We start from the raw sequence: 22432 nt of genomic DNA on the forward strand, positions 1-22432 counted from the left end.
TTACCTCAGCAAGGTGGCGGGATCGGCGCGGCGCAAGCTGCGCATGGCGGCCAGACCGGAGACGATGGCCAGGCCCATGCCCAGCGCGAGGCAGGCCAGCGTGGTCCACGGATCGAGCGCCACCGGCACGCTGCGGCTGCGCGCAATGGCCAGTGCGATGGCGCCGAGCACGGTGCTGCCGACCAGGCCCAGCGCGCCCACCCAGAAGGCCTGTTCCATCACGACACGACGCAGTGCACCGACGCCGACGCCCAGTGCGTTGAGCGTGGCGTATTCGCGCACCGAACCGATCACCGCAGCGACCAGGGTCTGGCTGGTGATCACGGCGCCAACCAGGAACACGATGCCGGCAAGGAACAATACCCCCGCGCCGGCGCCGGTATCGAACATCCAATAGAGCTGTGAGCGACGTGCGAAATCCTGCGCGGTCCACACGTCGTACTTGCCGAACGCACCATTGCCGCGCAAGCGCGCCGCGACATCGTCGGCTGCAGCCGGGTCGCGCAGCTTCGCCACGAAATACGTCATGCGATTGGCATTGGATGGATCGGTATCGAGTTCGGCCGCCGTGGCCAGCGAAGCCACCACGTTCACGCCACCCAGCGCACGCAGACCGCTGCTCACGCCGACCACACGCACGCGATGGCCGTTGATGACGGCGCTATCGCCTACCTTCACGCCGAGGCTGTCCAGATCGGCGCGATCGACGATCACCGCATCCGGTTCGTTCAAGCGCGCGCGCAGGGCGGGCGGCAGCGCATGCGCGAACAACATGCCGTCGGGACGTGCATTGATGCCGGACACGAATACCGACACGCCGCCCGTATCACTGGGGCCACGCCAGTCGGCATCGACCCAGTGGAACGGTTCCACCGCGGTGACGGCCGAATCCATGCGCAGTCGCATTTCCACGCCCGAATCAATCGAGCGGCCGAGGTTCACGCTCTGCGTGCCCGGATAGCCGGCCCACAAATCGGCCGACGAACCGGTGATGTAGACGCTGGCGCTGCCGAAGATGCCGAGCACCAGCGCGGCCTGCAGCAATTGCAGCAGGCCGGCGAAACCGACAGCGAGGATCGCCGGCAGAAAGCGGCGCCATTCGTAGATCAGGGTTTTACGTGCCAGCGCGACCATCAGTCCGTGCCCTTTGCGACGGGTGCGTCGGAAGGCGGCGGGTTGGGCATCGGCGGGTTGGGCATCGCTGCGCCACCCAGGGCCTTGTAAAGCGAGACATAGGCGAGGTCGCGCGCGGCGATGGCGCTGACCAGTTCAAGCTGTGCACGCTGGTTTTCGATCAGGCCTTCCTGCACGTCGAGCTTGCTGCCCAGGTTGAGTTCCTCGCGCTTGCGCAGGGCGGTGATGCTGCTGTCCAGCGCCACGCTGGCGCGCTGCGTGGCGTCCTCGCGTGTGCGCGACTGCTCCAGGTCGCCCATCGCCGTTTCCGCTTCCGCCACGCCTTGCAGCACGGCCTGGCGATAGGCGTAGACGGCGGCCTTCAGCTCATGATCCTTGGCGTGTGCCGCGGCCACGCGCTGCCCCCAGTCGAACAAGGGCACATCGATGATCGGGCCGAACGAGGAAATGGCTTCGCCGGTGTGCGCGCGATAGTTGGACAGAATATTGGTCGACCATTGCAGCGACGCGCCCAGGCCGATATGTGGATAGATGTCCGCGCGGCTCATGCCCAGCTCGCCGGCGGCGCGCAGCACTTCGGCTTCGGCGCTGGCGATTTCAGGACGTGCGCGCAGCATGTCGGCCGGTGCAGTGGTGAGCTGCCAGGCACCCAGGCGCGGTTGTGGACCGGGCGTGAGCCACGCCAGATCGGGTTCGGGCTGTCCCAGCAGCAGGGCGAGCTGCTGCACGCAGGCGTTGATGACCTGCTGGGGTTCGGTCAGCGCGGCCTCGGCGCGGGCGAGTTCAGCCTGGGTCTTGGCGACCTCGACTGGCGCCACCAGCCGCAGTTGTTCGCGCACCTGCACCAGCTGCAGCTTTTGCTGCTGGGCATCGCGGATGGCCGTGAGCAGGCGGGCCTGCTCCTGGGCCGAGCGCAGTTCGATCCAGCGCCGACTGACTTCGGCCACCAGGGACACCTGCGCACCGCGCAAGGCGGCCGCCGCGCCGTTCTCCTGGCCTTGGGCCGCGCGCTTGCTGCTTTGCCAGGCGCCAAACAGCGGAAGCTCCCACACGGCATCAAAGCCGACCACGAAATACGAAGCCGTGGTGTCCGGATCGATCAGGTCGTTGGTGCGCCCGTGCAGGTTGGGCAGGTAGGGATCGTGGGCGTGGTGGTTCAGGGTGCGCGCGGCGCGCAGGCGCTCGGCGGCCTGGGCCACGTCCAGGTTGTTCTGCAGGGCGCGATCGATCAGGGCGTCCAGCTCGGGGTCACCCAGCGCGGTCCACCAGCCCTTGAGGTCGGCGGAGGGCGGCGCCACGCCGGCCGGCGCATTGCGCCAGGTCTCGGGGAGGGGCGGCTTGAGTTCGGGCAACGGGGCCACCGAGCAGCCGGCCACCAGCGCAAGTCCACACGCCAGCAAGGCACTGATCAATGGACGGCGATCCCGGCGAGGCGCAGCTTCCATGTTCGGCAGATCCGGGTTGTTTCGACGCTGAAGCACGAAGTTCCTGAGATTTGAGCAACGGCACGACAGGGAGTTCCCTAGCATACCGGAGCAAGCCTTCAACTAGCTTATTGACGGCCGACACCAGAATACCCGTTTTTACGCAGCAACTTTCGGCAAGAAAGGGGGCCGAAAGGGGTGTCTTTCTAGTCTTGTCATCACACTGCATTGGCGGAGCTTCACCGAGTGACAGGCTGGACCATCCTCTGCGATTTCGACGGCACCATTTCCGTCGAGGACGTGATCGACTCCCTGCTCGACCGTTTCGGCCGTCCCGGCTGGGAAACGCTGGAGCAGGACTGGCGTGCCGGCCGCATCGGCTCGCGCGAATGCATGACCGGGCAGGTGGGTCTGCTGGACATGACCCAGGAAGCGCTGGACAAGCATCTCTCCTCGCTGTGGATCGACCACGCGTTCCCGGCCTTCGTGGCCAGGACGCGCGAATTGTCGACCCCGTTGCGGGTGGTGAGCGACGGCCTCGACTACGCCATCCACAAGATCCTTGGCCGTTACGGCCTGGACGATCTGCCGCTGGCCGCCAACCACCTGGCTCCGGCCACGCCGCCGCGTCAGTGGCAGCTGACCTCGCCGTTCCAGGCGGACGGTTGCCGCAGCGGCACCTGCAAGTGCGCCGTGGCTGCCCAGGCCGCCAAGACCGGCACCAAGACCCTGCTGATCGGCGACGGCGCCTCGGACTTCTGCGCAGCCGACCGCGTCGATTTCGTGTTCGCCAAGCACCGCCTGATCGAGCATTGCCGCGCCGCCGGCATCCCCTATGTGCCGATCACCGGCTTCGAGGATGCGCTGGAGCTGCTGCCCCGTCTGCTCGACGGCAGCCTGCTGGCCGAACACACGCCGGGCGAGCCCGCCCTGGCCGCCACGATCCCCTGAACGGGCCTCGCCCGTTCCACCCCTTTCTGATCTATTCCGGATTTCCTGATGAACGCATACGACAAGAACGCCGCTGGCGTCGTTATTCCCGACGCCCAGCTGCTGGCCGATGAGGCCCAGTGGAGCTCCTTTGGCGATACCGTGCATTACGTCGATCCGCCGAAGATCTTCCGCCATGGCGAAGGCAGCTGGATGATCGACACCGCCGGCACGCGCTTCCTCGATCTGCAGATGTGGTACTCGGCCGTGAACTTCGGTTACGGCAACAAGCGCCTGAACGACACGCTGAAGAACCAGATCGACGTGCTGCCGCAGGTGGCTTCGCAGTACCTGCACCAGACCCGCATCGAGCTGGCCAAGACCATTGCCGTCGACGCGCAGCAGAAGTTCGGCCTGAAGGGCCGCGTGCACTTCAACGTCGGCGGTGCGCAGGCGGTGGAAGACTCGCTCAAGCTGGTGCGCAACTACACCGGCGGCAAGAGCCTGATGTTCGCCTTCGAGGGCGGCTACCACGGTCGCACGCTCGGCGCTTCGTCGATCACCTCCAGCTACCGCTACCGTCGCCGCTTCGGTCACTTCGGCGAGCGCGCGATGTTCGTGCCGTTCCCGTATCCGTTCCGTCGCCCCAAGGGCATGACGCCGGAAGAATATTCCGATGCCTGCGTGCGCCAGTTCGCCCGCCTGTTCGAAACCGAATACAACGGCGTGTGGGATCCCAAGGTCAATCAGGCTGAGTACGCCGCGTTCTACGTCGAGCCGATCCAGGGCACCGGCGGTTACGTGCTGCCGCCGATGAACTTCTTCAAGGATCTGAAGAAGGTGCTCGACCAGTACGGCATCCTGATGGTGGTCGACGAAATCCAGATGGGTTTCTGGCGCACCGGCAAGCTGTGGTCGATCGAGCACTTCGGCGTGACGCCGGACATCATCGTGTTCGGCAAGGCGCTGACCAACGGCCTCAACCCGCTGTCGGGCCTGTGGGCGCGCGAAGAGCTGATCAACCCGACCATCTTCCCGCCGGGCTCCACGCATTCCACGTTCAACTCCAACCCGCTCGGTACCGCACTGGGTCTGGAAGTGATCAAGATGGGTTACGAGCTGGACTACGAGACCAGCGTGCCGAAGAAGGGTGCGCACTTCCTCGAAGGCCTGCGCGACCTGCAGAAGCGCCACAAGGAAATCGGCGACGTGGACGGCCTGGGTCTGGCCATGCGCGCCGAGATCTGCACCGACGACGGCTTCACGCCGAACAAGGCGCTGCTCGACAAGATGGTCGACATCGGCCTCGCTGGCGACCTGGAGCACAACGGCAAGAAGATCGGCCTCGTGCTCGACGTGGGTGGCTGGTACAAGAACGTGATCACCTTCGCGCCGTCGCTGGACATCACGCACGAAGAAATCGACCTGGCCATCGCGCTGCTCGATCAGCTGCTGACCAAGGCCAAGAAGGCGATGTAATCAACACGACGCCGCGGGTGAAAACCCGCGGCGTCTGTCTGTGGTTTGTCTCAAGTAGTTCCCATGCAGGGGAAGTGTGACGAACGGCGATGCTCATGCATCGCCGTATTTTTTTGGGCGGCGTTTGTCGGCTCGAGCGAGTTACCTCTCATCCATGCACTCATCTAAGCGACAGCGCGCAGGCCGACTGCTTGTGGTCACTCGCTGACACCGCAAGCAAGTGCAATGAAAAGTCGGACATTTTCTCTCGGTAGAGAAATCGACTGAAGTGCATTTGAGAGCGCGCCTTATTTGTTCAAGTTCAAGTGATTTCTAGCATGGCGGCGATTTTACGTTGCTGCCTTCGTTCGCTGGAAAGGACTTGTCGTGAACAAAATCTATAACGTCGTTTGGGATGCCCAGAAGCAGTGCTTCGTGGTCGCTTCTGAGTTGGCCAAGGGCCACAAGAAGCCGGGATCGGCCAAGCTGAGTCTTGCCATTGCAGGCGCCTTGTTGGTCGGCGGACTCTCCGCACCTGCCATGTCGGCCACGGGCTCCGGGCTCAAGGCTGGCCTGGCCCTGATGGCCAACTATTACAGCGTCAACGATAGCGGTGTGCAGGGCGGCAACTACAACAGCGACGGTGCGACGGGAGCAAACGCTCTTGCGGCAGGTGTTGGCGCGAGCGCTGCCGGCAGCTCGGGCGTGGCCGTCGGCACCGACGCGAGCGCTTCCGGCAATTCCGCGATCGCCATGGGCGACAGTTCGGTTTCCACTGGTCTGATGACCACCAGCGTTGGCGCGGGCGCGCAGGCGATCGCCGACACCGCCACCGCGTTGGGATCAACCACCAGTGCCACCGGATTCGGCAGTACGGCCGTGGGCTACGGCGCGAATGCGGCCGGTTCCCGTGCCTTGGCTTCCGGCTATGGCACCAGCGCCAGCGGTGATAATTCGACTGCCTTGGGCAATAGTGCCAAGGCCTTGGTCGCCGATGGCGTCGCCCTCGGCAGCAAGTCAGCCGCCAACACGGCAGCGGGCATTGCCGGCTACGTGCCAGCGACGGCGACGGCGGCGCAGGCCGCGGCTATCAACGCGACGAAGAGCACGCTCGGTGCGGTGAGCGTGGGCGATGCCGCGACCAACAAGTTCCGCCAGATCACCAGCGTGGCCGCAGGTACGGCGGACAGCGATGCAGTGAACGTTGCCCAGCTCAAGGGCGCCACCGCCGATGCCGTGCTCTACGACAGCAGCGCGCACGACAGCATCACGCTGGGCGGTCCCGCCTATAACCCGGTCACCAAGGCCGGCGGCACCAAGATCACCAATGTCGCCAACGGCGTGGCCCCAAGCGATGCGGTGAACAAGTCGCAGCTGGACGATCTGGCCAATACGCCGCTGACCTTCGCTGGCAACACGGGCACGGTGCAGAAGAAACTGGGCGACACCATGTCGATCCAGGGTAAGGGCACCACGTCCGGCACCTACGTCGGCGACAACCTCAGGACCGAGGTGGACGCGAGCGGCGTATTGCAGGTCGAGATGACCGACAAGCCGGAGTTCACCAGCGTCACGACGGGCAACACCACCATCGATACCAACGGTGTGGTGATCACGGGTGGTCCCAGCATGACCGCCAACGGCATCAATGCCGGCGGACAGAAGATCGGCAATGTTGCCGCAGGTACGGCGCTCACGGATGCAGTGAACGTCAACCAGCTTTCCACTGCGGTGAATGGTGCCAAGTCGCACTATTTCAGCGTCAACGATGGCGCCGTACAGGGCGGCAACTACGACAACGACGGCGCCACCGGCACGAACGCCTTGGCCGCAGGCATGAGCGCCGGGGCGGCTGGCAACTCGGCAGTGGCCGTCGGTCCCAATGCGAGTGCGTCCGGCACGTCGTCGGTTGCGGTGGGTGATGGTTCCGTGTCGATCGGTCTGATGACGACCGGCGTGGGTGCGAACGCTCAAGCGCTTTCCGACACGGCGACTGCCTTGGGATCGACCACCAGCGCCACGGGTTTCGGTAGCACGGCCGTGGGATTTGGGGCGAATGCGGCCGGTGCCAGGACGCTGGCCGGCGGCTACGGCGCCACCGCCAGCGCCGACAGTTCGATCGCGCTGGGCAATAGCGCCAAGGCTTTGGTGGCCGATGGTGTGGCCATCGGCAGCAAGTCAGTGGCAAATACGGCAGCAGGCATCGCTGGTTATGTGCCGGTAACGGCGACCACAGCGCAGACGGCAGCGATCAATGCCACCGCGAGCACGCTCGGTGGCGTCAGCGTGGGTGATGCGGCCAGCAATAAGTTCCGCCAGATCACCGGCGTGGCCGCCGGTACGGCCGACAGCGATGCGGTGAACGTGGCACAGCTCAAGGGCGCCACCGCCGATGCCGTGATTTACGACACCGGCGCGCACGACAGCGTCACGCTGGGCGGTCCTACTTACGATCCGGTGAGCAAGACCGGCGGCACCAAGATCACCAATGTCGCGGACGGCGTGGCGCCCAGCGATGCGGTGAACAAGTCGCAGCTGGATGACATGGCCGATACGCCGCTGAGCTTTGCCGGCAACACCGGCACGGTACAGAAGAAATTGGGCGACACCATGTCGATCCAGGGCAAGGGCACTACGGCAGGCACCTATGTTGGTGACAACCTCAGGACTGAGGTGGATGCGAACGGTGTCCTGCAGATCGAGATGACCGACAAGCCGGAATTCACCAGCGTGACCACCGGCAACACCACCATCGACACCAACGGTGTAGTGATCACCGGTGGTCCCAGCGTCACCGTCAACGGCATCGATGCGGGTGGCACGAAGATCACCAACGTCACCGCCGGCACGGCGCCGACCGATGCGGTGAACGTCAGCCAGCTCACCACCACGGTGAATGGCGCCAAGACGCATTACTACAGCGTCAACGACGGCGGGACGCAGGGCGGCAACTACAACAACGATGGCGCCACCGGTGCCAATGCCATCGCTGCGGGCGTGGGCGCCATGGCCACCGGCGCATCGTCCACGGCCATGGGCAGCAACGCCCAGGCCAACAATGACAACGACGTGGCGCTGGGTGCAGGCTCGGTCACCTCCAGGAGCAATCCGATCTCCAGCGTCACCGTGGCTGGGCAGACCTACCAATTCGCCGGTACCAACCCCACCAGCGTGGTGAGCGTGGGCAGCAAGGGCAATGAGCGTCAGATCACCAACGTGGCTGCGGGCCAGCTCTCCAGCGACAGCACGGATGCCGTCAATGGTTCGCAGCTGTATGCCACCAATCAGGCGGTAGACGTGCTCAACGGCACGATCAACACCATCAACGGTGGCGGCGGCATCAAGTACTTCCATGCCAATTCGTCGCTGGCCGACTCGCAGGCGGTGGGCTCCAATTCGGTGGCAGTCGGCCCCCAGGCAGTGAGCACGGGTGCCGACAGTGTGGCTATCGGCCATGGCGCTGCAGCAAGCACCAACAACAGTGTCGCGCTGGGTGCGAACTCGACGACGGGGCCAGTGAAGGGCACGTCAGGAGCCACCATCGCCGGTGACAACTACACCTTTGCCGGCGCCAATCCCACCGGCACGGTGAGCGTGGGCGCGACGGGGCAGGAACGCACCATCACCAACGTGGCGGCGGGCACGCTCTCGTCCACCAGCACCGACGCAGTTAATGGCTCGCAGCTGTATGCGACCAACCAGGCAGTCGACAAGATCGATGGCCGCGTGACCACCGTCGAGAACACGGTCAACCACATTGCCGGCGATATCACCAACATCAGCACGGGGCAGGCCGGCATGTTCCAGACCAGCACCGACCAGAAGGCGCCGACCCCGACGCCCACCGGCAACAACTCGGCCGCAGGCGGTGCAGGTGCAACGGCCTCGGGTGACAACAGCCTGGCGCTGGGTAATGGCTCGCAAGCGAGCGCCAACAACAGCGTCGCTATCGGCAATGCCTCTGTCGCCGATCGAGCCAACGCGGTGTCGATGGGTTCGTCGGGCAACGAGCGTCAGATCACGAATGTTGCTGCGGGTTCGCAGGGCACGGATGCGGTGAACGTGAGTCAGTTGAAGGCAGCGCAGGCAGGTGGCGTGCAGTACGACGTCAACAGCGATGGCTCCATCAACTACAACGCGGTCACGCTTAATCCCAATGGTGGCGGCGCCAGCATCCACAACGTGCAGGCGGGGACGGCGACCACGGATGCGGTGAATGTGGGACAGCTCAATGACGCGGTGGTCAATACGCAGAACTGGGCAAAGAACTACACCGACCAGCAGATCAACCAGATGGGCAAGCGTGCTTATGCCGGTACGGCTTCCGCGCTGGCAACGGCCAATATTCCGCAGGCCTATCAGCCCAATCAAAGCGTCGTGGGCGTGGGCATCGGCAATTACCACGGGCAGAACGCGATTTCGGTCGGCCTGTCCACGATCACTGAAAGTGGTCGCTACATCCTCAAGGCCAGTGCGACCGGCTCGCAGCAGGACGGTCTTGGCGTGGGTGTGGGCGCGGGCATGGCCTGGTAAGGACCGGCCATGAAGATCCTTCTGCCGTTGCGGCAGAGAGATCTTCGTGGCTCTTGTATTCATCGACATAAAGGCTTGCAAAAAAACATGCACATCAACACCAAGTTCTTCAAGCTCGCGCCACTCTTGCTGGCGGCCGCATTCGCACTGGCGGCCTGCGGCAATGTGAGTCGAAACGTCCACGCGGATGGTCAGTCTGCCGACTCCATCAATTGGCCGCACATCGACGACACCACGCCGCTGCACAAGGGCGGAACCTTTCCCAACCTCGACAACCTGGTCCACGTGCACGCGGGCCTGAACAAGCAACAGGTCAGCGATCTGATTGGCTACCCCCATTTCAGCGAGGGTATATGGGGCGTGCGCGAGTGGAACTACGTCTTCAACTTCCGCGAACCGGCGCAGAGTGATCACGTGGTGACTTGCCAGTTCAAGGTTTTGTTCGACACCGACAAGCTGGCGCAACGTTTCTACTGGCTGCCCGAGGAGTGTGCGCGTTTCCAGCAGGTGGCCAAAGCGCCGGCGCCCCCGCCGGTCGTCGTGGCTCCCGTCATCAACACCGAGCGGTTCACGCTAGGCTCGGATGCGCTGTTCGCATTCGATCGGGCGGGACTGTCGGCTATGTCGGCCGAAGGTCGCGCCAAGCTTGACCAGCTCGCCCAGGGCATCATCGTGCATGCCGGCCAGGTGCAAAGCGTGCGCGTGATCGGTCACACCGACCGTCTGGGCAGCGATGCCTACAACGATGCGCTTTCGCAGAAGCGGGCCGACACGGTGAAGGACTATCTGATCTCGCACGGCGTGGACAGTCGCCTGATCCAGGCCGAAGGTCGCGGCAAGCGCAATCCGGTGGAGGCATGCGCCCTGACCGAACGCAGCGCCTTGATTGCCTGCCTTGCCGCGAACCGCCGCGTTGAAGTGCTGGTCACGGCGTTGAAGTCCGAGCCTCGCGTCGGCTGAGCCCATCGCAAGTCGTGTAGCGTTGAAGCCTTGCCCCGCCTTCGAGCGGGGCAAGTCGTATCAGGCGTTGTGCTTGCTCGTATCGTGTCGGTTGCGCTTGCGCGATCGCCTATCCGATAGGGAATTGAGCCCGGTCGCCTCAGTGCCATGCATGGATGAGTCGCTCGCGTGAGCGATGAGCGAGGGGGGCGAGCTTGCTTCGCCGGCTTCGCTGAAACCGGCGGTGATTTCCGGGACGGCAACCGCTATCGCGTTGGCGGGCGCAGCAGGCAACGCAGTGCCGGCATCGCTGCGCGAAGCGCAATGCTGCAGCCGACCATCGATCTGCGCGCCAGCGATCACCACGATCGAGCCATAGCAAACGTTGCCGGAAACGCGAGCTGTCGCTGCCAGTTCGAGCCGTTCCATCGCGTATACATCCCCGCAGACGCTGCCATGGATGATCGCCGCCGGGACGCGTATATCTCCCTGCACGAGGCCTTGCTCGCCGATCGTCAGCAGGGCGCCTGGCTCGATCGCCATGACTTGCCCATCGATCTCACCCTCGAGGAACAAGCTGCCCTCGAAGTTGACGTCACCCGTGATGCGGGTTCCGTGAGCGATCAGGCTGGTGGCGAGGGTGTGTGCGACTTGTGTCGGGCGTTTGCGATTGAACATGCGACCACGTGTAGTCATGTCGGGTGGATGGCGCCGGGTGCCAGATTGAATCTCAGCGGCGGAAAATACGTGTCCTGCAGCGGCGGTGGAGTGATCGTCGGTACTGGCGGGCTGAACAATGCCTGCTGCAACAGTCTGCTCACGCGCGCCACGTAATGCGGCAATGGCCAGCGCGCCGGCCGGTCGCCGACAAAGCGTTCCATGGCGTCGGTCCAGGTGAGCGCCGACTTGGCGTCATGGGCGGCCAGGGCGCGTTCAATTTCGCAGGCCGCCGTGACAATCGCACGACGCAGCACCACGCGGGAGCGGACCTTGTTGAAGATGGGGTCGGACAAGCCCAGATCCGCGATCACTTCTCTGGTTCCCGCAAAGCGGTCGCTCTCCAGCCGTTGTTGCGCGAGCTCGCGCAAGTCTGGTTCCGGGCTGTAGATCGCCACATGCAGAATCAGCGCCCGATCGGTTTGCACCTCGACCAGCCGCAGGCGGGTGGCGAATTCGGGAGCTTGCTCGTGGGTGCCCGCCATCAAGGAGAAATAAAGGGCGCGGGCATGCGCGCGATTCTCCGGATCGGTTTCGGTGTACGAAGCTTCCTGGGCTACTGCAAGATCAGCGCAGCGCGATAGGGCGGCTCGCCGCACTGATGGATCGGGGTCGGAGAGCGCCAGTCGAGGAAGTGCGGCAAGCAATTTGTCGTCGCGGCCAAATTCAGCGGCGACACGTCGAAACAGCGACGTGTTGTGTTGCCAAATGGAGCGCTGTCTGGTCTTGGCCATCGCAGGGAGTCGTGGTTGGCATCGTGCCCACGTTCCCGCGGTACGTGGCGTCTGCACAGGCAAGGACGTGCGGAGTTCGACCTGCCGAGGTCGGGCGCGCCCGGTCCTTGCTTTAGGCCATGCATGTTCCACGACTTCGCCCGCACAAATACATCAGACTGCTCTGAAAGGGCGATTCAAACGCGGGTGCTGCGCTTGCGCGCGGCGCAGGCTCAGCTGACGGAGCGGGAGGTGCGTGCGGGCGAGAACAGGATCTCCACGCGCAGGCCACCGGTCGCGCCATTGAGAAAGCGCACGGTGGCGCGATGGCGCTCGGCAATACGCTGCACGATGGCCAAGCCCAGGCCCGTGCCTTCTTCCGTCATGCCCGGCACGCGGAAGAAACGTTCGCCCAGGCGCTCAAGGAAGGCAGGCGGCACGCCAGGCCCGTTGTCTTCCACGCTCACGCATGGACCTTCGCTGAGCACCGATACGCCTATCGTGAGAATGCTGCCACGGCCCGCGTAACGCAGGCTGTTGTCGATCAGGTTGTCGAGCATCTCCTGCAGCGAAAGGCGATCGGCGTCGATCCACACCGGTCCGGCCGGTCCCTCGTAGCCAAGATCCACGCCCGCGGCGATGGCATCGTGCACGCGCACACCCAGCAGTTCGGGAATCACCTGCGCGAGATCCAGCAGCACACAGGGCGCGGTTTCGTTGAGGTCGGGCGATTGTGCGCGCGTCAGCGCGAGCAGCTGGCTGGACGTGCGACTGGCACGCTGGGTGAGTCGCAGGATGTGCTGCAAGGCATCGGTGACCGTTTCCTTGCTCGGATCAACCTGGGCGCGTTCGACGTGTACGCGCAAGCCGGCAAGCGGCGTCTTCAGCTGATGCGCGGCATCGGCGATGAAGCGTTCCTGCAAGGCCAGCATGCCGCGCTGGCGTGCGAACAGGCCGTCGATGGTGCGCGTGAGCGGAAGGATTTCCACCGGCACATCGGCATCGCCGATCGGCGCGAGGTCGTGTTCGCGCGCGGCCAGCCGCGCTGTGAGCGGATCAAGCAGGCGCAGGCCCACGCGCACGCCGTACAGCACCAGGAAGAACACGCTGGCGATCAGCAGGGCCTGGGCCGGGATGCTCAGCAGCAGGATTTCACGCGCGCGCTGGTGACGATCGTGGAAGGTCTCGGCCATGGTGACCGTAAGCTGGTCGGTCGGATCCTGCAGATTGGGTATGCGCACCGTCGCCGCACGCAGCTCGCGAAACTTCTGCGTGGTCGTGACCAGCGAGGTGGTGTAAAGCGCTGGCTCGCCATCGGAGCTGGCGCCGCTCAACGGCGCCGGCTGCAATTCCGCAGAACCGGCCAGCAAGCCGTGCTTCTGGCTGCTGACGTTGAAATAGTTGTGGCCTTCAGGCGCGTACTCGAGCAGAAAGCGCGCCTGCGGCGAGATCTGTCCGCCCAGGTCTTCCTGGCTGAGCATCTGCGCGAGCGTCATCGCATCGTCGCCCAGATCGCGGTCGTGCACGTGGTTGGAGTAGATCAGCGCACCGCCGTAGGTGATCAGGCTCTCGACCACCAGCAACATCATCAGCGGCACCAGCAGCGACGACAGCAGGCGATGGCGCAGGCTGGGCCGGCCATCCGGTTCGATGATCCGATAAAGCCAGGAGTCGTCCTGCTTGGCCGCCGGCCGGTTCATGCCTTGGCGTCCTTGCCTTCCTTCACTTCTTCCAGCAGATAGCCCAGGCCGCGGATGGTGCGCACTTGCGTGCCTGAGTCGGCCAGCTTGCGGCGCAGGCGATAGATGGCGATGTCCAGGCCGTTGTCGGTGAGTTCTTCGTCCCAGCTGCAGAGGGCTTCCACCAACTGGGCGCGGCTGGTCACGCGATCGGGGCGTGCAGCGAGCGCTTCGAGCAGGCCGAATTCGCGCGCCGTAAGTTCCAGCGCCTTGTCGTCGATCCAGGCGCGATGACCGGGAAGATCCAGCCGCAGTCTTCCGATGGTGAGTTCGGGTGCGCCCTGCGAGGTGTAGCGGCGCAGCAGGGCGCGCACGCGCGCCTCGAACTCGGCCAGCGCAAAAGGCTTCACCAGGTAATCGTCGGCACCCAGGTCGAGCACGCGTACCCGCTCGCGCAGGCCTTCGCGGGCCGTGATCACCAGCACAGGCAGGCCGGTGCCGCGCTTGCGCAGGCGCTGCAGCACGTCGGCGCCGTCCAGGTGGGGCAGGCCCAGGTCGAGGATAAGCAGGTCGTACGGGGTGTCGCGCAGCGCTGCGTCGGCCTTGGCGCCGTCGGTGACGCTATCCACCGCATGGCCGCCCTGGCGCAGCGCGGCGCTGACACCGGCGGCAATGGAGGGGTCATCCTCGGCGATCAGTATGCGCATGGGGTTATCCAGCAGGGGCGGTGGGTCAGTGGGTGGGGACGCCCGCGACCCATTATTGTTGAATTGCGAGTGATTCTCATTTGTGGCAACATTCCAGCCCTGCATCAGGAGCGGGCAGCCCCAATGGTGGGAAGCTTAGCGCCCTGGTGGATGTTGAGACAGCGGGCGCGCGACTCAGTTGCATGGCCCATCATGTGGTTTGGCGCTGATCCAAGAGATGATCCAAAGGCTCTGAAAGGCAGGCATGGAATCAGCGGCGCGGTCGCACAACAACCGGATGGGATCGAGCCGCGCGTTCTGGCTCAAGCAGCTCCATCAATGGCACTGGATCAGCTCGGCGCTATGTCTGGTCGGCATGCTGCTGTTTGCCATCACCGGCTTCACGCTCAACCACGCCGGGCAGATCGAGGCGCAGGCCAACACCGTGCATCACAGTGCCGTCCTGCCTACCGCCTTGCTCAAGGCCGTGAGCGGCGATGACGAACGCAAGGGCGCGCCCTTGCCGGCCGCGGTGGCGGACTGGGTGTCGACCGCACTCGATGTCGACGTGAGCGGGCGCACCGGCGACTGGTCATCCGATGAAATCTATCTTTCCATGCCGCGCCCGGGTGGCGACGCGTGGGTAAGCATCGATCGCGAAACCGGCAAGGTGGAGAGCGAACGCAGTTCGCGCGGCGTCATCGCCTATCTCAACGATCTGCACAAAGGCCGTCATGCCGGACCTGCCTGGGGCTGGTTCATCGACGTGTTTGCGCTGGCCTGCGTGATCTTCGCGGTCACCGGGCTGTTGCTGCTGAAGATGCATGCGGCGCAGCGTGGCGCCACGTGGCCGTTGGTGATCTTCGGCCTGGTACTGCCGTTGTTGCTCGCGCTGATCTTCATCCACTGACATGAAAGCTGTGCGCACGCGCATCACGATGATGGTCGGCCGCCGCGCATCCATACGCGTTTCCCCTTTTCCCCCCGTTTCTGCTCGCGCCCAACCGAGGACACCATGCGCCGTCTCTCCCTGACCATCCCCGCGATCCTGCTGGCCGCCCCGGCTGTTGCGGCCGACCTCAACGTCACCGTGCAGATTCCGCAGCTCAATGTGGCGGAATACCACCGTCCCTACACCGCCGTGTGGGTGGAGCGCGAAGACCATTCCGTCGCCGCCCAGCTGGCCGTGTGGTATGCGCAGAAGGAATCGAAGGAAGGCGCCGGCACCAAGTGGCTGCCGGAGCTGCGCCAGTGGTGGCGTCGCGGCGGTCGCGACCTGCAGATGCCGGTGGACGGCGTATCCGGCGCGACGCGTCCGGCCGGCGACCAGAAGCTGAGCTTCCATCAAGGCAAGGCGCCCCTGGCCGAGCTGGCCCCGGGCAAGTACGAACTCGTGGTCGAGGCCGCCCGCGAAACCGGCGGCCGCGAAGTGGTGCGCGTGCCGTTCACCTGGCCGGCCGCCGCGCCCCAGCAGCTCGCCGCGCAAGGCAGCAGCGAGCTGGGTGCCGTCAAAGTCGATCTCGCCCCCTAATCGAAGGAGAACAACATCATGATCAAGCATTCGTTGAAGTGGGGCGCGCTGGCCATGGCTCTGGCGCTGCCGCTTACCGCGCAGGCGCACAAGATGTGGCTGGTGCCGTCGGCCACCAATGTATCCGGCAACGATCCGTGGGTGACGGTGGATGCCGCCGTTTCCAACGACTTGTTCTATCCCGATCATATGGCGGTGCAGCTGGACCGCGTGGTCATCACCACGCCGGACGGCCAGACGGCCAAACCGGAGAACGCGCTCACCGGCCAGTACCGCAGCGTGTTCGACGTGCACCTGACCCAGCCGGGCACCTACAAGATCGCCGCGGTGAATGGCGGTCTGTTCGCCAACTATGAACTGGATGGCCAGAAGAAGCGCTGGCGCGGCGACGCGGCGGAGCTGGCCAAGGCGATACCTGCCAACGCGAAGAACGTCGAAGTGTCCGAGTCGATCAACCGCGTGGAAACCTTCGTCACCAACGGCAAGCCCAGCGATGGCGCGCTCAAACCCAGCGGCAAGGGGCTCGAGCTGGTACCGGTGACGCGCGTCACCGACCTGGCCTCGGGTGAAGCGGCCACGTTCCAGCTGCTGCTGGACGGCAATCCTGCGTCGAACCTGAAGGTGATGGCGATTGCCGGCGAGACGCGCTATCGCAACGCGCCGGAAGAAATCGATGTCACCACCGACAAGGATGGCAAGTTCAGCGTCACCTGGCCGCACGCCGGCATGTATTGGGTGAACGCCAGCACGCAGGACAACAAGTCCAGCATCAAGCAGGCCAAGCTGCGTCGCCTGTCGTATGCCGCCACGCTGGAAGTGCTGCCGCAGTAATGCAAGGCGTGAGTGCTGAATCGAAGCCATGGGTGCATCGGTGAGCGAACTGGTGGTGCAATCCGTGCAAGGCGAGACCATGGGCACGTTCTGGTCGGTGCGCGCGGTGATGCCGGCACAGTTGTCGCTGGCATCGCGGAGCAAGACCATCCAGGCCGTGCTCGATCTGGTCGATGGGCAGATGAGCACCTACAAGCCCAGCTCGCCGCTGTCGCGTTTCAACGCGGCGCCGGCGGGCACCTGGCATGTGTTGCCGGCCGAGTGCTACGAAGTAGCGCAGCATGCGCTCGAGCTCGCACGTATTAGCGATGGTGCGTACGACCCCACGGTCGGACCGCTGGTGAATCTTTGGGGCTTCGGCCCCGACGCCGCACGGCAAGCACCGCCGTCGCGCGAGGCGATCGACGCGGCGCGCGAACGCATCGGCTGGTGGCGGATCAAGCTGGACGCCGCTACCCATAGCCTCTATCAACCCGGCGGCGTCTATCTCGATCTTTCGTCGGTGGCCAAGGGCTACAGCGTCGACCTGGTCGGCCGCAGTCTCGACGCTGCCGGCATCGACGCGTGGCTGGTCGAAGTCGGCGGCGAATTGAAAGGCAAGGGCAGGAAACCGGATGGATCGCCGTGGCGCATCGGCATCGAACGTCCCGGCGCTGCCGCCGGCGCCGTGCAGCATGCCGACCAGCTCAGCCAGGTGGTCTGCCTCACGGGCAGGGCCATCGCCACATCGGGCGACTATCGCCGCCAATTCACGGCCGATGGCGTGACTTATTCGCATCACGTGGATCCGCGCACCGGTTGGCCCGTGCCGCACGCCGTCGCCTCGGTCAGCGTGCTGGCCAACGATGCGATGCAAGCGGATCCCCTCGGGACGCTGATGACGGTACTGGGGCCGGAACAAGGGCTGACGTATGCCACCGAGCGCGGTCTCGCCGTGATGTTTATCGTGCATGGCGCACATGGCATGGAAGAACACCTGTCGCCCGCGTTCCAGGCTGCGCTGGCCTCATGAACACGCCTTCCGCCATGTCGACTCGTCCCGCCTGGGGCAATGTGCTCCTTTGCACGTTGCTGGCGCTCCTGGTCATCGGGCTCATGGGCTTGCATCGGCGCGAATGGGAATGGCACGACCCAGGTGCAACGCGTTGGCTCAGTGCGTTCGCCGTACTGCTGGCATGGGCAGGATTCACCGCCTGGCTGGCGGTCTATCGGCGGCGCGCCGCGCAACGGCAGACGGAACGCGTGTCGTCCGTCAACGCATCGCAGAGTGATTCCATCCTCATCGCCTTTGCCAGCCAGACCGGCACGGCGGAGCAGTGGGCGCTGCAGACGGCGCAAAGTCTCCAGCAGGCTGGCGCATCCGTGCGACTGACCGAGCTTGGGCAACTGGATGTGGCTGCGCTATCGCAGGAAGAACGCGTGTTGTTCGTGGTGAGCACGACGGGCGAAGGGGATGCACCCGATAGCGCGGCCCGCTTTGTCACTCAGTGCATGCGTAGCCCGCAAGCATTGCCAGCGCTGCAATACGGCCTGCTCGCGCTCGGTGACAGTGACTACGACGATTTCTGCGGATTTGGCCGCGCGCTGCAGCACTGGCTGCAGCAGAGCCGTGCCAGACCGCTGTTCGATCCGGTGGAAGTAGACAATGGCGACCCGTCAGCGTTGCGTCATTGGCAGCACCATCTCGCGCTGCTCTCCGGCGCCGCCGAACTGCCGGACTGGCAGCAGCCGGACTATCAACGCTGGCAACTGGTCGAGCGCGTGCTGCTCAATCCAGCGAGCCAGGGTGACCCGTGTTTCCATCTGGCGCTGCGTCCGCACACAGGGCAGGCGACATGGCAGGCCGGCGATCTGGTGGAGATCGGTCCGCGACACGCGGCGGCCGAGGTGGAGCAGTGGTTGGCAACGCACGGACTCGACGGCGATGCATCGGTCGAACACGAAGGACGCCACGCATCGTTGCGCGAATGGCTGGCAGCCAGTCACTGGCCGGAAGGCAGCGAAGCATCGCTTACCACCCCAGCTGAGCTGGTGGCGGCGCTGCAGCCGCTGCCGCATCGCGAATATTCCATTGCGTCGGTGCCATCGGACGGCACGGTGCATCTGCTCGTTCGGCGCATGCAGCGCAAGGATGGCTCGCCCGGCATCGGCTCGGGCTGGCTCACCCAACACGCGCAGCTGGGCGGTGATATCGGACTGCGCATTCGCGCCAACCCGGGGTTCCACGCGCCTGTCGACGACCGCCCGCTCGTGCTTATCGGCAATGGCACGGGGCTGGCAGGTCTGCGGGCGTTGCTCAAGACGCGCATCGAGGCAGGACGGCACCGCAACTGGTTGCTGTTCGGCGAGCGCGAGTATGCCCGCGACTTCTACCATCGCGACGAGATCTTGCGATGGCAGCAGCAAGGCTCGATCGAACGGCTCGATCTTGCATGGTCTCGCGAAGGCATCTCGCGCGTGTACGTGCAAGACCGCCTGCGTGAATCGAGCGATCTGTTGCGTCAGTGGGTGGAACAGGGCGCCGCGATTTATGTGTGTGGCAGCCTCGCAGGCATGGCGCCCGGCGTAGACACGGTGTTGCGCGAAGCCTTGGGCGAGGCCATGGTCGAACAACTGCGCGAGGCCGGGCGTTACCGACGCGACGTCTATTGAGTTGCCGTGACCTTTGGCCTATAGGAGCGCCATGCGCGAATGCCGCAGGCTGGGCGTTCCTTCGGGGGAGGGTTACATGGGAACACGGATGGAACACGCGCTGCGCCATGGTTTGGCGCTGGTCTGCCTGGCGTTGTCGTCGCTGGCCTCTGCACAGGACGCGCCGGTTCCGGCGCCCGGTACGCCGATTGCGCCAGCGGTGATCCCGCTCGCCAAGCCTCAAGCTGATGCGCCGCGTGAGGCTAGCGCGCCCGATGCGTGGGGTGGTGTGCGCACAGGCAAAGAGGCGACCTTATCCGATCGCGTGGTCGCTTATCGCATCGATGCCGAACTGGACGCAGCCAGGCACAGCATCACCGGCAGCGAGCAACTGACCTGGCGCAACCGCAGCAGCCAGCCGGTCAATCGCATCTACCTGCATCTCTATCTCAATGCCTTCCAGAACGAAGGCAGTACCTTCTTCACCGAGCGCAGCGTGCTTACCGCGCATGGCCATTCGCGCGGCGAGGCAGCGCCGAAGAAAGGCGAATGGGGCTGGATGGACCTCAAGACCGTGCAGCAGGGCAATGCTGCACTGAAGTGGCGTTTCGTGCATCCCGATGATGGCCCCGCCACGGACCAGACCGTGGCCGCGATCGATCTTGCCGAGCCCGTGCCGGCCGGCGGCACGCTCACGCTGGATATCGATTTCGTCAGCCAATTGCCGCGCGTGATCGAACGTACCGGCTGGTGGGGCAACTTCAACCTGGTGGCGCAGTGGTTTCCCAAGATCGGCGTGCTCGAACTGCCAGGCGAGCGTGGCGCGACGCAAGTGCAATGGAACGTGCACGAGTTCCACTTCAACAGCGAGTTCTACGCCGACTTCGGCAGCTACGACGTGCGCCTCACTGTGCCCTCCGATTACACCGTGGGGGCGGTGGGCGCGCAGAAGGACGAACCTTCCGAACAAAATGGCAAGACGACCTATCACTTTGTGCAGGGCGACGTGCACGATTTCGCCTGGGTGGCCGCCAAGGGCTTCCGCACGCTCGATGGCAGCTGGCAGGGCCCGGGCAGCCCGAACGTGGCGGTGCGCGTGATTTATCCGCCCGAGTACGTGGCCAGCGCGCAACCTGTGCTCAAGGCCACGCTGGATTCGCTGAGTTATTTTTCCGAGACGTTGGGGCCATACCCGTATCGCACGGTTACCGCGGTGGTGCCGCCATTCAATGCGGAAGAAGCCGGTGGCATGGAGTACCCGACCTTCTTCACCGCCGAAGGCGACAAGACGATCGACAAAGACACCATGGACCAGTGGAATATCGACTTCGTGACCATCCACGAATTCGGCCACGGTTACTTCTACGGCCTGCTCGCCTCCAATGAATTCGAAGAGCCGATGCTGGACGAAGGCATCAACGAGTACTGGGACGAACGCATGCTGCGCGAACGCAACCAGCGCGTGCTGACGCCGAGCTCATGGTTGCGGCGCGCCGGCATCACGCCATCGATGGACGTCTTCACGTTTGAGCGACTCGACGCGGGGCTGCAGCATCCGTTCGATCCGCTGGGACAGAACAGCTGGGATCGTTACTCCAGTTCGAGCTACGGCACGGTGTATTCGCGCACCGCCACCGCCATGCACGATCTGGAGGAGCGCCTGGGCAAGGACGTGATGGCACGCGCCATGCGCGAATACTATCGGCGCTGGCACTTCCGTCATCCCTCCGCGGCAGACTTGCGCGCCACCTTGATCGATGTCTCCGGCAACGCGCGTGCGGTCAACGAGATCTTCGATCAGTACGTCTACGGCACGGCGCGTATCGACGATCGCGTGACATCGATCGACACCATGAAAGTACTGCCCGAGGCGGGCAGCTGGATGAAGGATGGCCAGCGTACCGAGCTCACCGCCGATGATCGCGACGACGAGGTCGAGAAGAAGCGCGATGCCTGGAAGAAGTCGCATCCCAACGCCGGCAAGCACGAGGATGGTCCGTATCAAGTGCGCAGTACGGTGACGGTAGTGCGTGAAGGTGCCGCCGTACCGCAGTTGCTGCGCGTGACGTTTGCGGGCGGTTCGCATGTCGACGTTCCATGGGACGACGATCGCCGCTGGAAGCGCTTTGTGTTCACCGGCGAGGCAGCGGTGATCTCCGCCGAGCTCGATCCCGAGCATAAGATCCTGCTCGACGAGAACAAGCTCAATGACAGTCGCACAGTGAAGGCCGACGCCTCGGCCTCGCGCCGCTGGACGGCTGATCTCGCGGCACTGTTGCAGTCGCTGTACGCATGCCTGGTGACGCTGTGATGGCCTACAAGAGTGCTCGTCGTGTCGATATGGGCGCCGTGGCGCTGGCGCCGCTTGCCGCATTGCAGTGGCGCTTGTTGCTGCTGTGGCTGCTGGCGACGTTGATCGCCACTTTGGTGGCGGCGCTCCCTTTGCTGCAGGCACTCGGTAGCTTGCTCGACCGCTCCACGCATACACATGAGTGGGCGCGCCAGTTCGACGGCCTGATGTTCAGCGATGTGGCCGTGGCCTTGTCGCGCGAGCACGCCACGTTGCATGGCGCGGGGCTGGCCAGCGGCTTGCTCATGTTGCTGTGGCTGCCGTGGCTAAATGGCATGGTGGTGGCCAGCGGCCGGGCGGGGCGCACGCTGGGATTTGCCCAGCTTTTGCAGGGTGGACTGGTCGAATACGGCCGCATGCTCCGGCTGATGCTCTGGTCGGTGCTGCCCTATGCGCTCGCTGGCCTGCTCGTGCAGATGGGCCTGGACCGCGCCGACGATCGCGGCGATTTCGCCACGCTTCAATCGCAGGCCGATACCGCGCAACACGTGGCCTGGTGGGCAGCAGGTGTCGTGGTTGTGCTAGCGCAGGCCTGGGTGGAATCCGCGCGCGCCTCGTTCATCGCCGACGTCGGATTGCGTTCGGCGTCGATCGCCATGCTGCGCGGCCTCCTGCAGCTGCTGCGTCGACCGGTGTCGACGCTATTGGTCTACCTGCTGCTGACCGCCATCGGTTTCGCCATGGCGCTTGCCTTGGGCCTGGCCCGCATACACACCGTGTCGGTCGGTGCGTCGGGCTTGCTGTGGGGCTTCCTGCTCAGCCAGCTCATCGTGGCGGCCTTGGGCTGGATGCGCATCGCGCGCCTGTTCGCGCTGGCCGATGTGGGACGCTCGCTGGGCCTGGGTCGGCGGTCGGGCCTCTAGTACCCAGGAATGA

General features: G+C 64.7%; 17 protein-coding genes. 11 read left to right on the forward strand and 6 right to left on the reverse strand.

Translation table 11 applies throughout. The features are described 5' to 3' along the window. Positions 1-1134 (reverse strand): ABC transporter permease, encoded by a 1134-nt coding sequence (locus AC1DKY_RS05195; protein WP_441602639.1) that lies wholly within the window; start codon positions 1132-1134, stop codon positions 1-3. Then, positions 1134-2615 carry a TolC family protein gene (locus AC1DKY_RS05200; RefSeq protein WP_441602640.1) on the reverse strand — a complete coding sequence of 494 codons (1482 nt, stop codon included), beginning with the start codon at positions 2613-2615 and terminating at the stop codon, positions 1134-1136. The genes AC1DKY_RS05195 and AC1DKY_RS05200 overlap by 1 nt, the downstream gene beginning before the upstream one ends. 189 nt (positions 2616-2804) lie before the next feature. Between AC1DKY_RS05200 and AC1DKY_RS05205 the strand changes: the two genes are divergently transcribed. The 4 genes from AC1DKY_RS05205 (at position 2805) to AC1DKY_RS05220 (ending at position 10439) form a co-directional block, all read left to right on the forward strand. Further along, positions 2805-3509, forward strand: coding sequence for an MtnX-like HAD-IB family phosphatase (locus tag AC1DKY_RS05205; RefSeq protein ID WP_441602641.1), 705 nt, complete (start codon positions 2805-2807; stop codon positions 3507-3509). A 48-nt stretch (positions 3510-3557) separates the two neighbouring features. Continuing rightward, complete coding sequence (locus AC1DKY_RS05210) at positions 3558-4967, forward strand: aspartate aminotransferase family protein (RefSeq protein ID WP_121878372.1); 1410 nt, start codon at positions 3558-3560, stop codon at positions 4965-4967. A 366-nt stretch (positions 4968-5333) separates the two neighbouring features. Then, entirely contained in the window at positions 5334-9479 is a 4146-nt protein-coding gene (locus AC1DKY_RS05215) for an ESPR-type extended signal peptide-containing protein (protein ID WP_441602642.1), read from the forward strand. Between the two features lie 87 nt (positions 9480-9566). Continuing rightward, the gene (locus AC1DKY_RS05220) at positions 9567-10439 is read left to right on the forward strand and encodes an OmpA family protein (RefSeq protein WP_441602643.1); all 873 of its coding nucleotides are present in this window, start codon (positions 9567-9569) and stop codon (positions 10437-10439) included. A 60-nt stretch (positions 10440-10499) separates the two neighbouring features. Here the strand turns inward: AC1DKY_RS05220 and AC1DKY_RS05225 are convergent, their stop codons facing one another. From AC1DKY_RS05225 to AC1DKY_RS05240, 4 genes are all read right to left on the reverse strand, one after another. Beyond that, positions 10500-11096, reverse strand: coding sequence for a bactofilin family protein (locus AC1DKY_RS05225; protein WP_441602644.1), 597 nt, complete (start codon positions 11094-11096; stop codon positions 10500-10502). A gap of 14 nt (positions 11097-11110) precedes the next feature. Then, the gene (locus AC1DKY_RS05230) at positions 11111-11869 is read right to left on the reverse strand and encodes a hypothetical protein (RefSeq protein ID WP_441602645.1); all 759 of its coding nucleotides are present in this window, start codon (positions 11867-11869) and stop codon (positions 11111-11113) included. A 212-nt stretch (positions 11870-12081) separates the two neighbouring features. Next, positions 12082-13548 carry a sensor histidine kinase gene (locus AC1DKY_RS05235; protein ID WP_441602646.1) on the reverse strand — a complete coding sequence of 489 codons (1467 nt, stop codon included), beginning with the start codon at positions 13546-13548 and terminating at the stop codon, positions 12082-12084. Then, a complete protein-coding gene (locus AC1DKY_RS05240; RefSeq protein WP_046969994.1) occupies positions 13545-14234 on the reverse strand; it encodes a response regulator in 690 nt (229 codons plus the stop codon). The genes AC1DKY_RS05235 and AC1DKY_RS05240 overlap by 4 nt, the downstream gene beginning before the upstream one ends. Before the next feature lie 244 nt (positions 14235-14478). Here AC1DKY_RS05240 and AC1DKY_RS05245 point away from each other — a divergent pair, with 244 nt between their 5' ends. The 7 genes from AC1DKY_RS05245 to AC1DKY_RS05275 all read left to right on the forward strand — a co-directional run bounded on the left by AC1DKY_RS05245 (position 14479) and on the right by AC1DKY_RS05275 (position 22419). Beyond that, entirely contained in the window at positions 14479-15123 is a 645-nt protein-coding gene (locus tag AC1DKY_RS05245) for a PepSY-associated TM helix domain-containing protein (protein WP_441602647.1), read from the forward strand. Positions 15124-15228: 105 nt separating this feature from the next. Further along, entirely contained in the window at positions 15229-15744 is a 516-nt protein-coding gene (locus tag AC1DKY_RS05250) for a DUF2271 domain-containing protein (protein ID WP_441602648.1), read from the forward strand. 18 nt (positions 15745-15762) lie between these two features. Further along, positions 15763-16575, forward strand: a complete 813-nt coding sequence (locus AC1DKY_RS05255; protein WP_441602649.1) for a DUF4198 domain-containing protein — start codon at positions 15763-15765, stop codon at positions 16573-16575. A 28-nt stretch (positions 16576-16603) separates the two neighbouring features. Beyond that, on the forward strand, positions 16604-17587 hold the full coding sequence (locus AC1DKY_RS05260) for an FAD:protein FMN transferase (RefSeq protein WP_441602650.1): 984 nt from the start codon (positions 16604-16606) through the stop codon (positions 17585-17587). Next, positions 17584-19227 carry a sulfite reductase subunit alpha gene (locus AC1DKY_RS05265; protein ID WP_441602651.1) on the forward strand — a complete coding sequence of 548 codons (1644 nt, stop codon included), beginning with the start codon at positions 17584-17586 and terminating at the stop codon, positions 19225-19227. Before AC1DKY_RS05260 ends, AC1DKY_RS05265 begins: the two co-directional genes overlap by 4 nt. Positions 19228-19303: 76 nt before the next feature. Next, positions 19304-21517 carry a M1 family metallopeptidase gene (locus AC1DKY_RS05270; RefSeq protein ID WP_441602652.1) on the forward strand — a complete coding sequence of 738 codons (2214 nt, stop codon included), beginning with the start codon at positions 19304-19306 and terminating at the stop codon, positions 21515-21517. Next, positions 21517-22419, forward strand: a complete 903-nt coding sequence (locus AC1DKY_RS05275; protein WP_441611106.1) for a hypothetical protein — start codon at positions 21517-21519, stop codon at positions 22417-22419. The genes AC1DKY_RS05270 and AC1DKY_RS05275 overlap by 1 nt, the downstream gene beginning before the upstream one ends. The last annotated feature ends 13 nt before the right edge of the window (positions 22420-22432 follow it).

The sequence above is a fragment of the Dyella sp. 01N448 genome (genome assembly GCF_056399225.1).

What these genes read in the sequence shown, in the direction of transcription:
- AC1DKY_RS05275 (WP_441611106.1), top strand. Translation starts at nt 21,517, where the DNA reads ATGGCCTACAAGAGTGCTCGTCGTGTCGATATGGGCGCCGTGGCGCTG.
- AC1DKY_RS05220 (WP_441602643.1), top strand. Translation starts at nt 9,567, where the DNA reads ATGCACATCAACACCAAGTTCTTCAAGCTCGCGCCACTCTTGCTGGCG.
- AC1DKY_RS05270 (WP_441602652.1), top strand. Translation starts at nt 19,304, where the DNA reads ATGGGAACACGGATGGAACACGCGCTGCGCCATGGTTTGGCGCTGGTC.
- AC1DKY_RS05255 (WP_441602649.1), top strand. Translation starts at nt 15,763, where the DNA reads ATGATCAAGCATTCGTTGAAGTGGGGCGCGCTGGCCATGGCTCTGGCG.
- AC1DKY_RS05195 (WP_441602639.1), bottom strand. Translation starts at nt 1,134, where the DNA reads ATGGTCGCGCTGGCACGTAAAACCCTGATCTACGAATGGCGCCGCTTT.
- AC1DKY_RS05235 (WP_441602646.1), bottom strand. Translation starts at nt 13,548, where the DNA reads ATGAACCGGCCGGCGGCCAAGCAGGACGACTCCTGGCTTTATCGGATC.
- AC1DKY_RS05210 (WP_121878372.1), top strand. Translation starts at nt 3,558, where the DNA reads ATGAACGCATACGACAAGAACGCCGCTGGCGTCGTTATTCCCGACGCC.
- AC1DKY_RS05245 (WP_441602647.1), top strand. Translation starts at nt 14,479, where the DNA reads ATGGAATCAGCGGCGCGGTCGCACAACAACCGGATGGGATCGAGCCGC.
- AC1DKY_RS05250 (WP_441602648.1), top strand. Translation starts at nt 15,229, where the DNA reads ATGCGCCGTCTCTCCCTGACCATCCCCGCGATCCTGCTGGCCGCCCCG.
- AC1DKY_RS05260 (WP_441602650.1), top strand. Translation starts at nt 16,604, where the DNA reads ATGGGTGCATCGGTGAGCGAACTGGTGGTGCAATCCGTGCAAGGCGAG.
- AC1DKY_RS05265 (WP_441602651.1), top strand. Translation starts at nt 17,584, where the DNA reads ATGAACACGCCTTCCGCCATGTCGACTCGTCCCGCCTGGGGCAATGTG.
- AC1DKY_RS05230 (WP_441602645.1), bottom strand. Translation starts at nt 11,869, where the DNA reads ATGGCCAAGACCAGACAGCGCTCCATTTGGCAACACAACACGTCGCTG.
- AC1DKY_RS05240 (WP_046969994.1), bottom strand. Translation starts at nt 14,234, where the DNA reads ATGCGCATACTGATCGCCGAGGATGACCCCTCCATTGCCGCCGGTGTC.
- AC1DKY_RS05225 (WP_441602644.1), bottom strand. Translation starts at nt 11,096, where the DNA reads ATGTTCAATCGCAAACGCCCGACACAAGTCGCACACACCCTCGCCACC.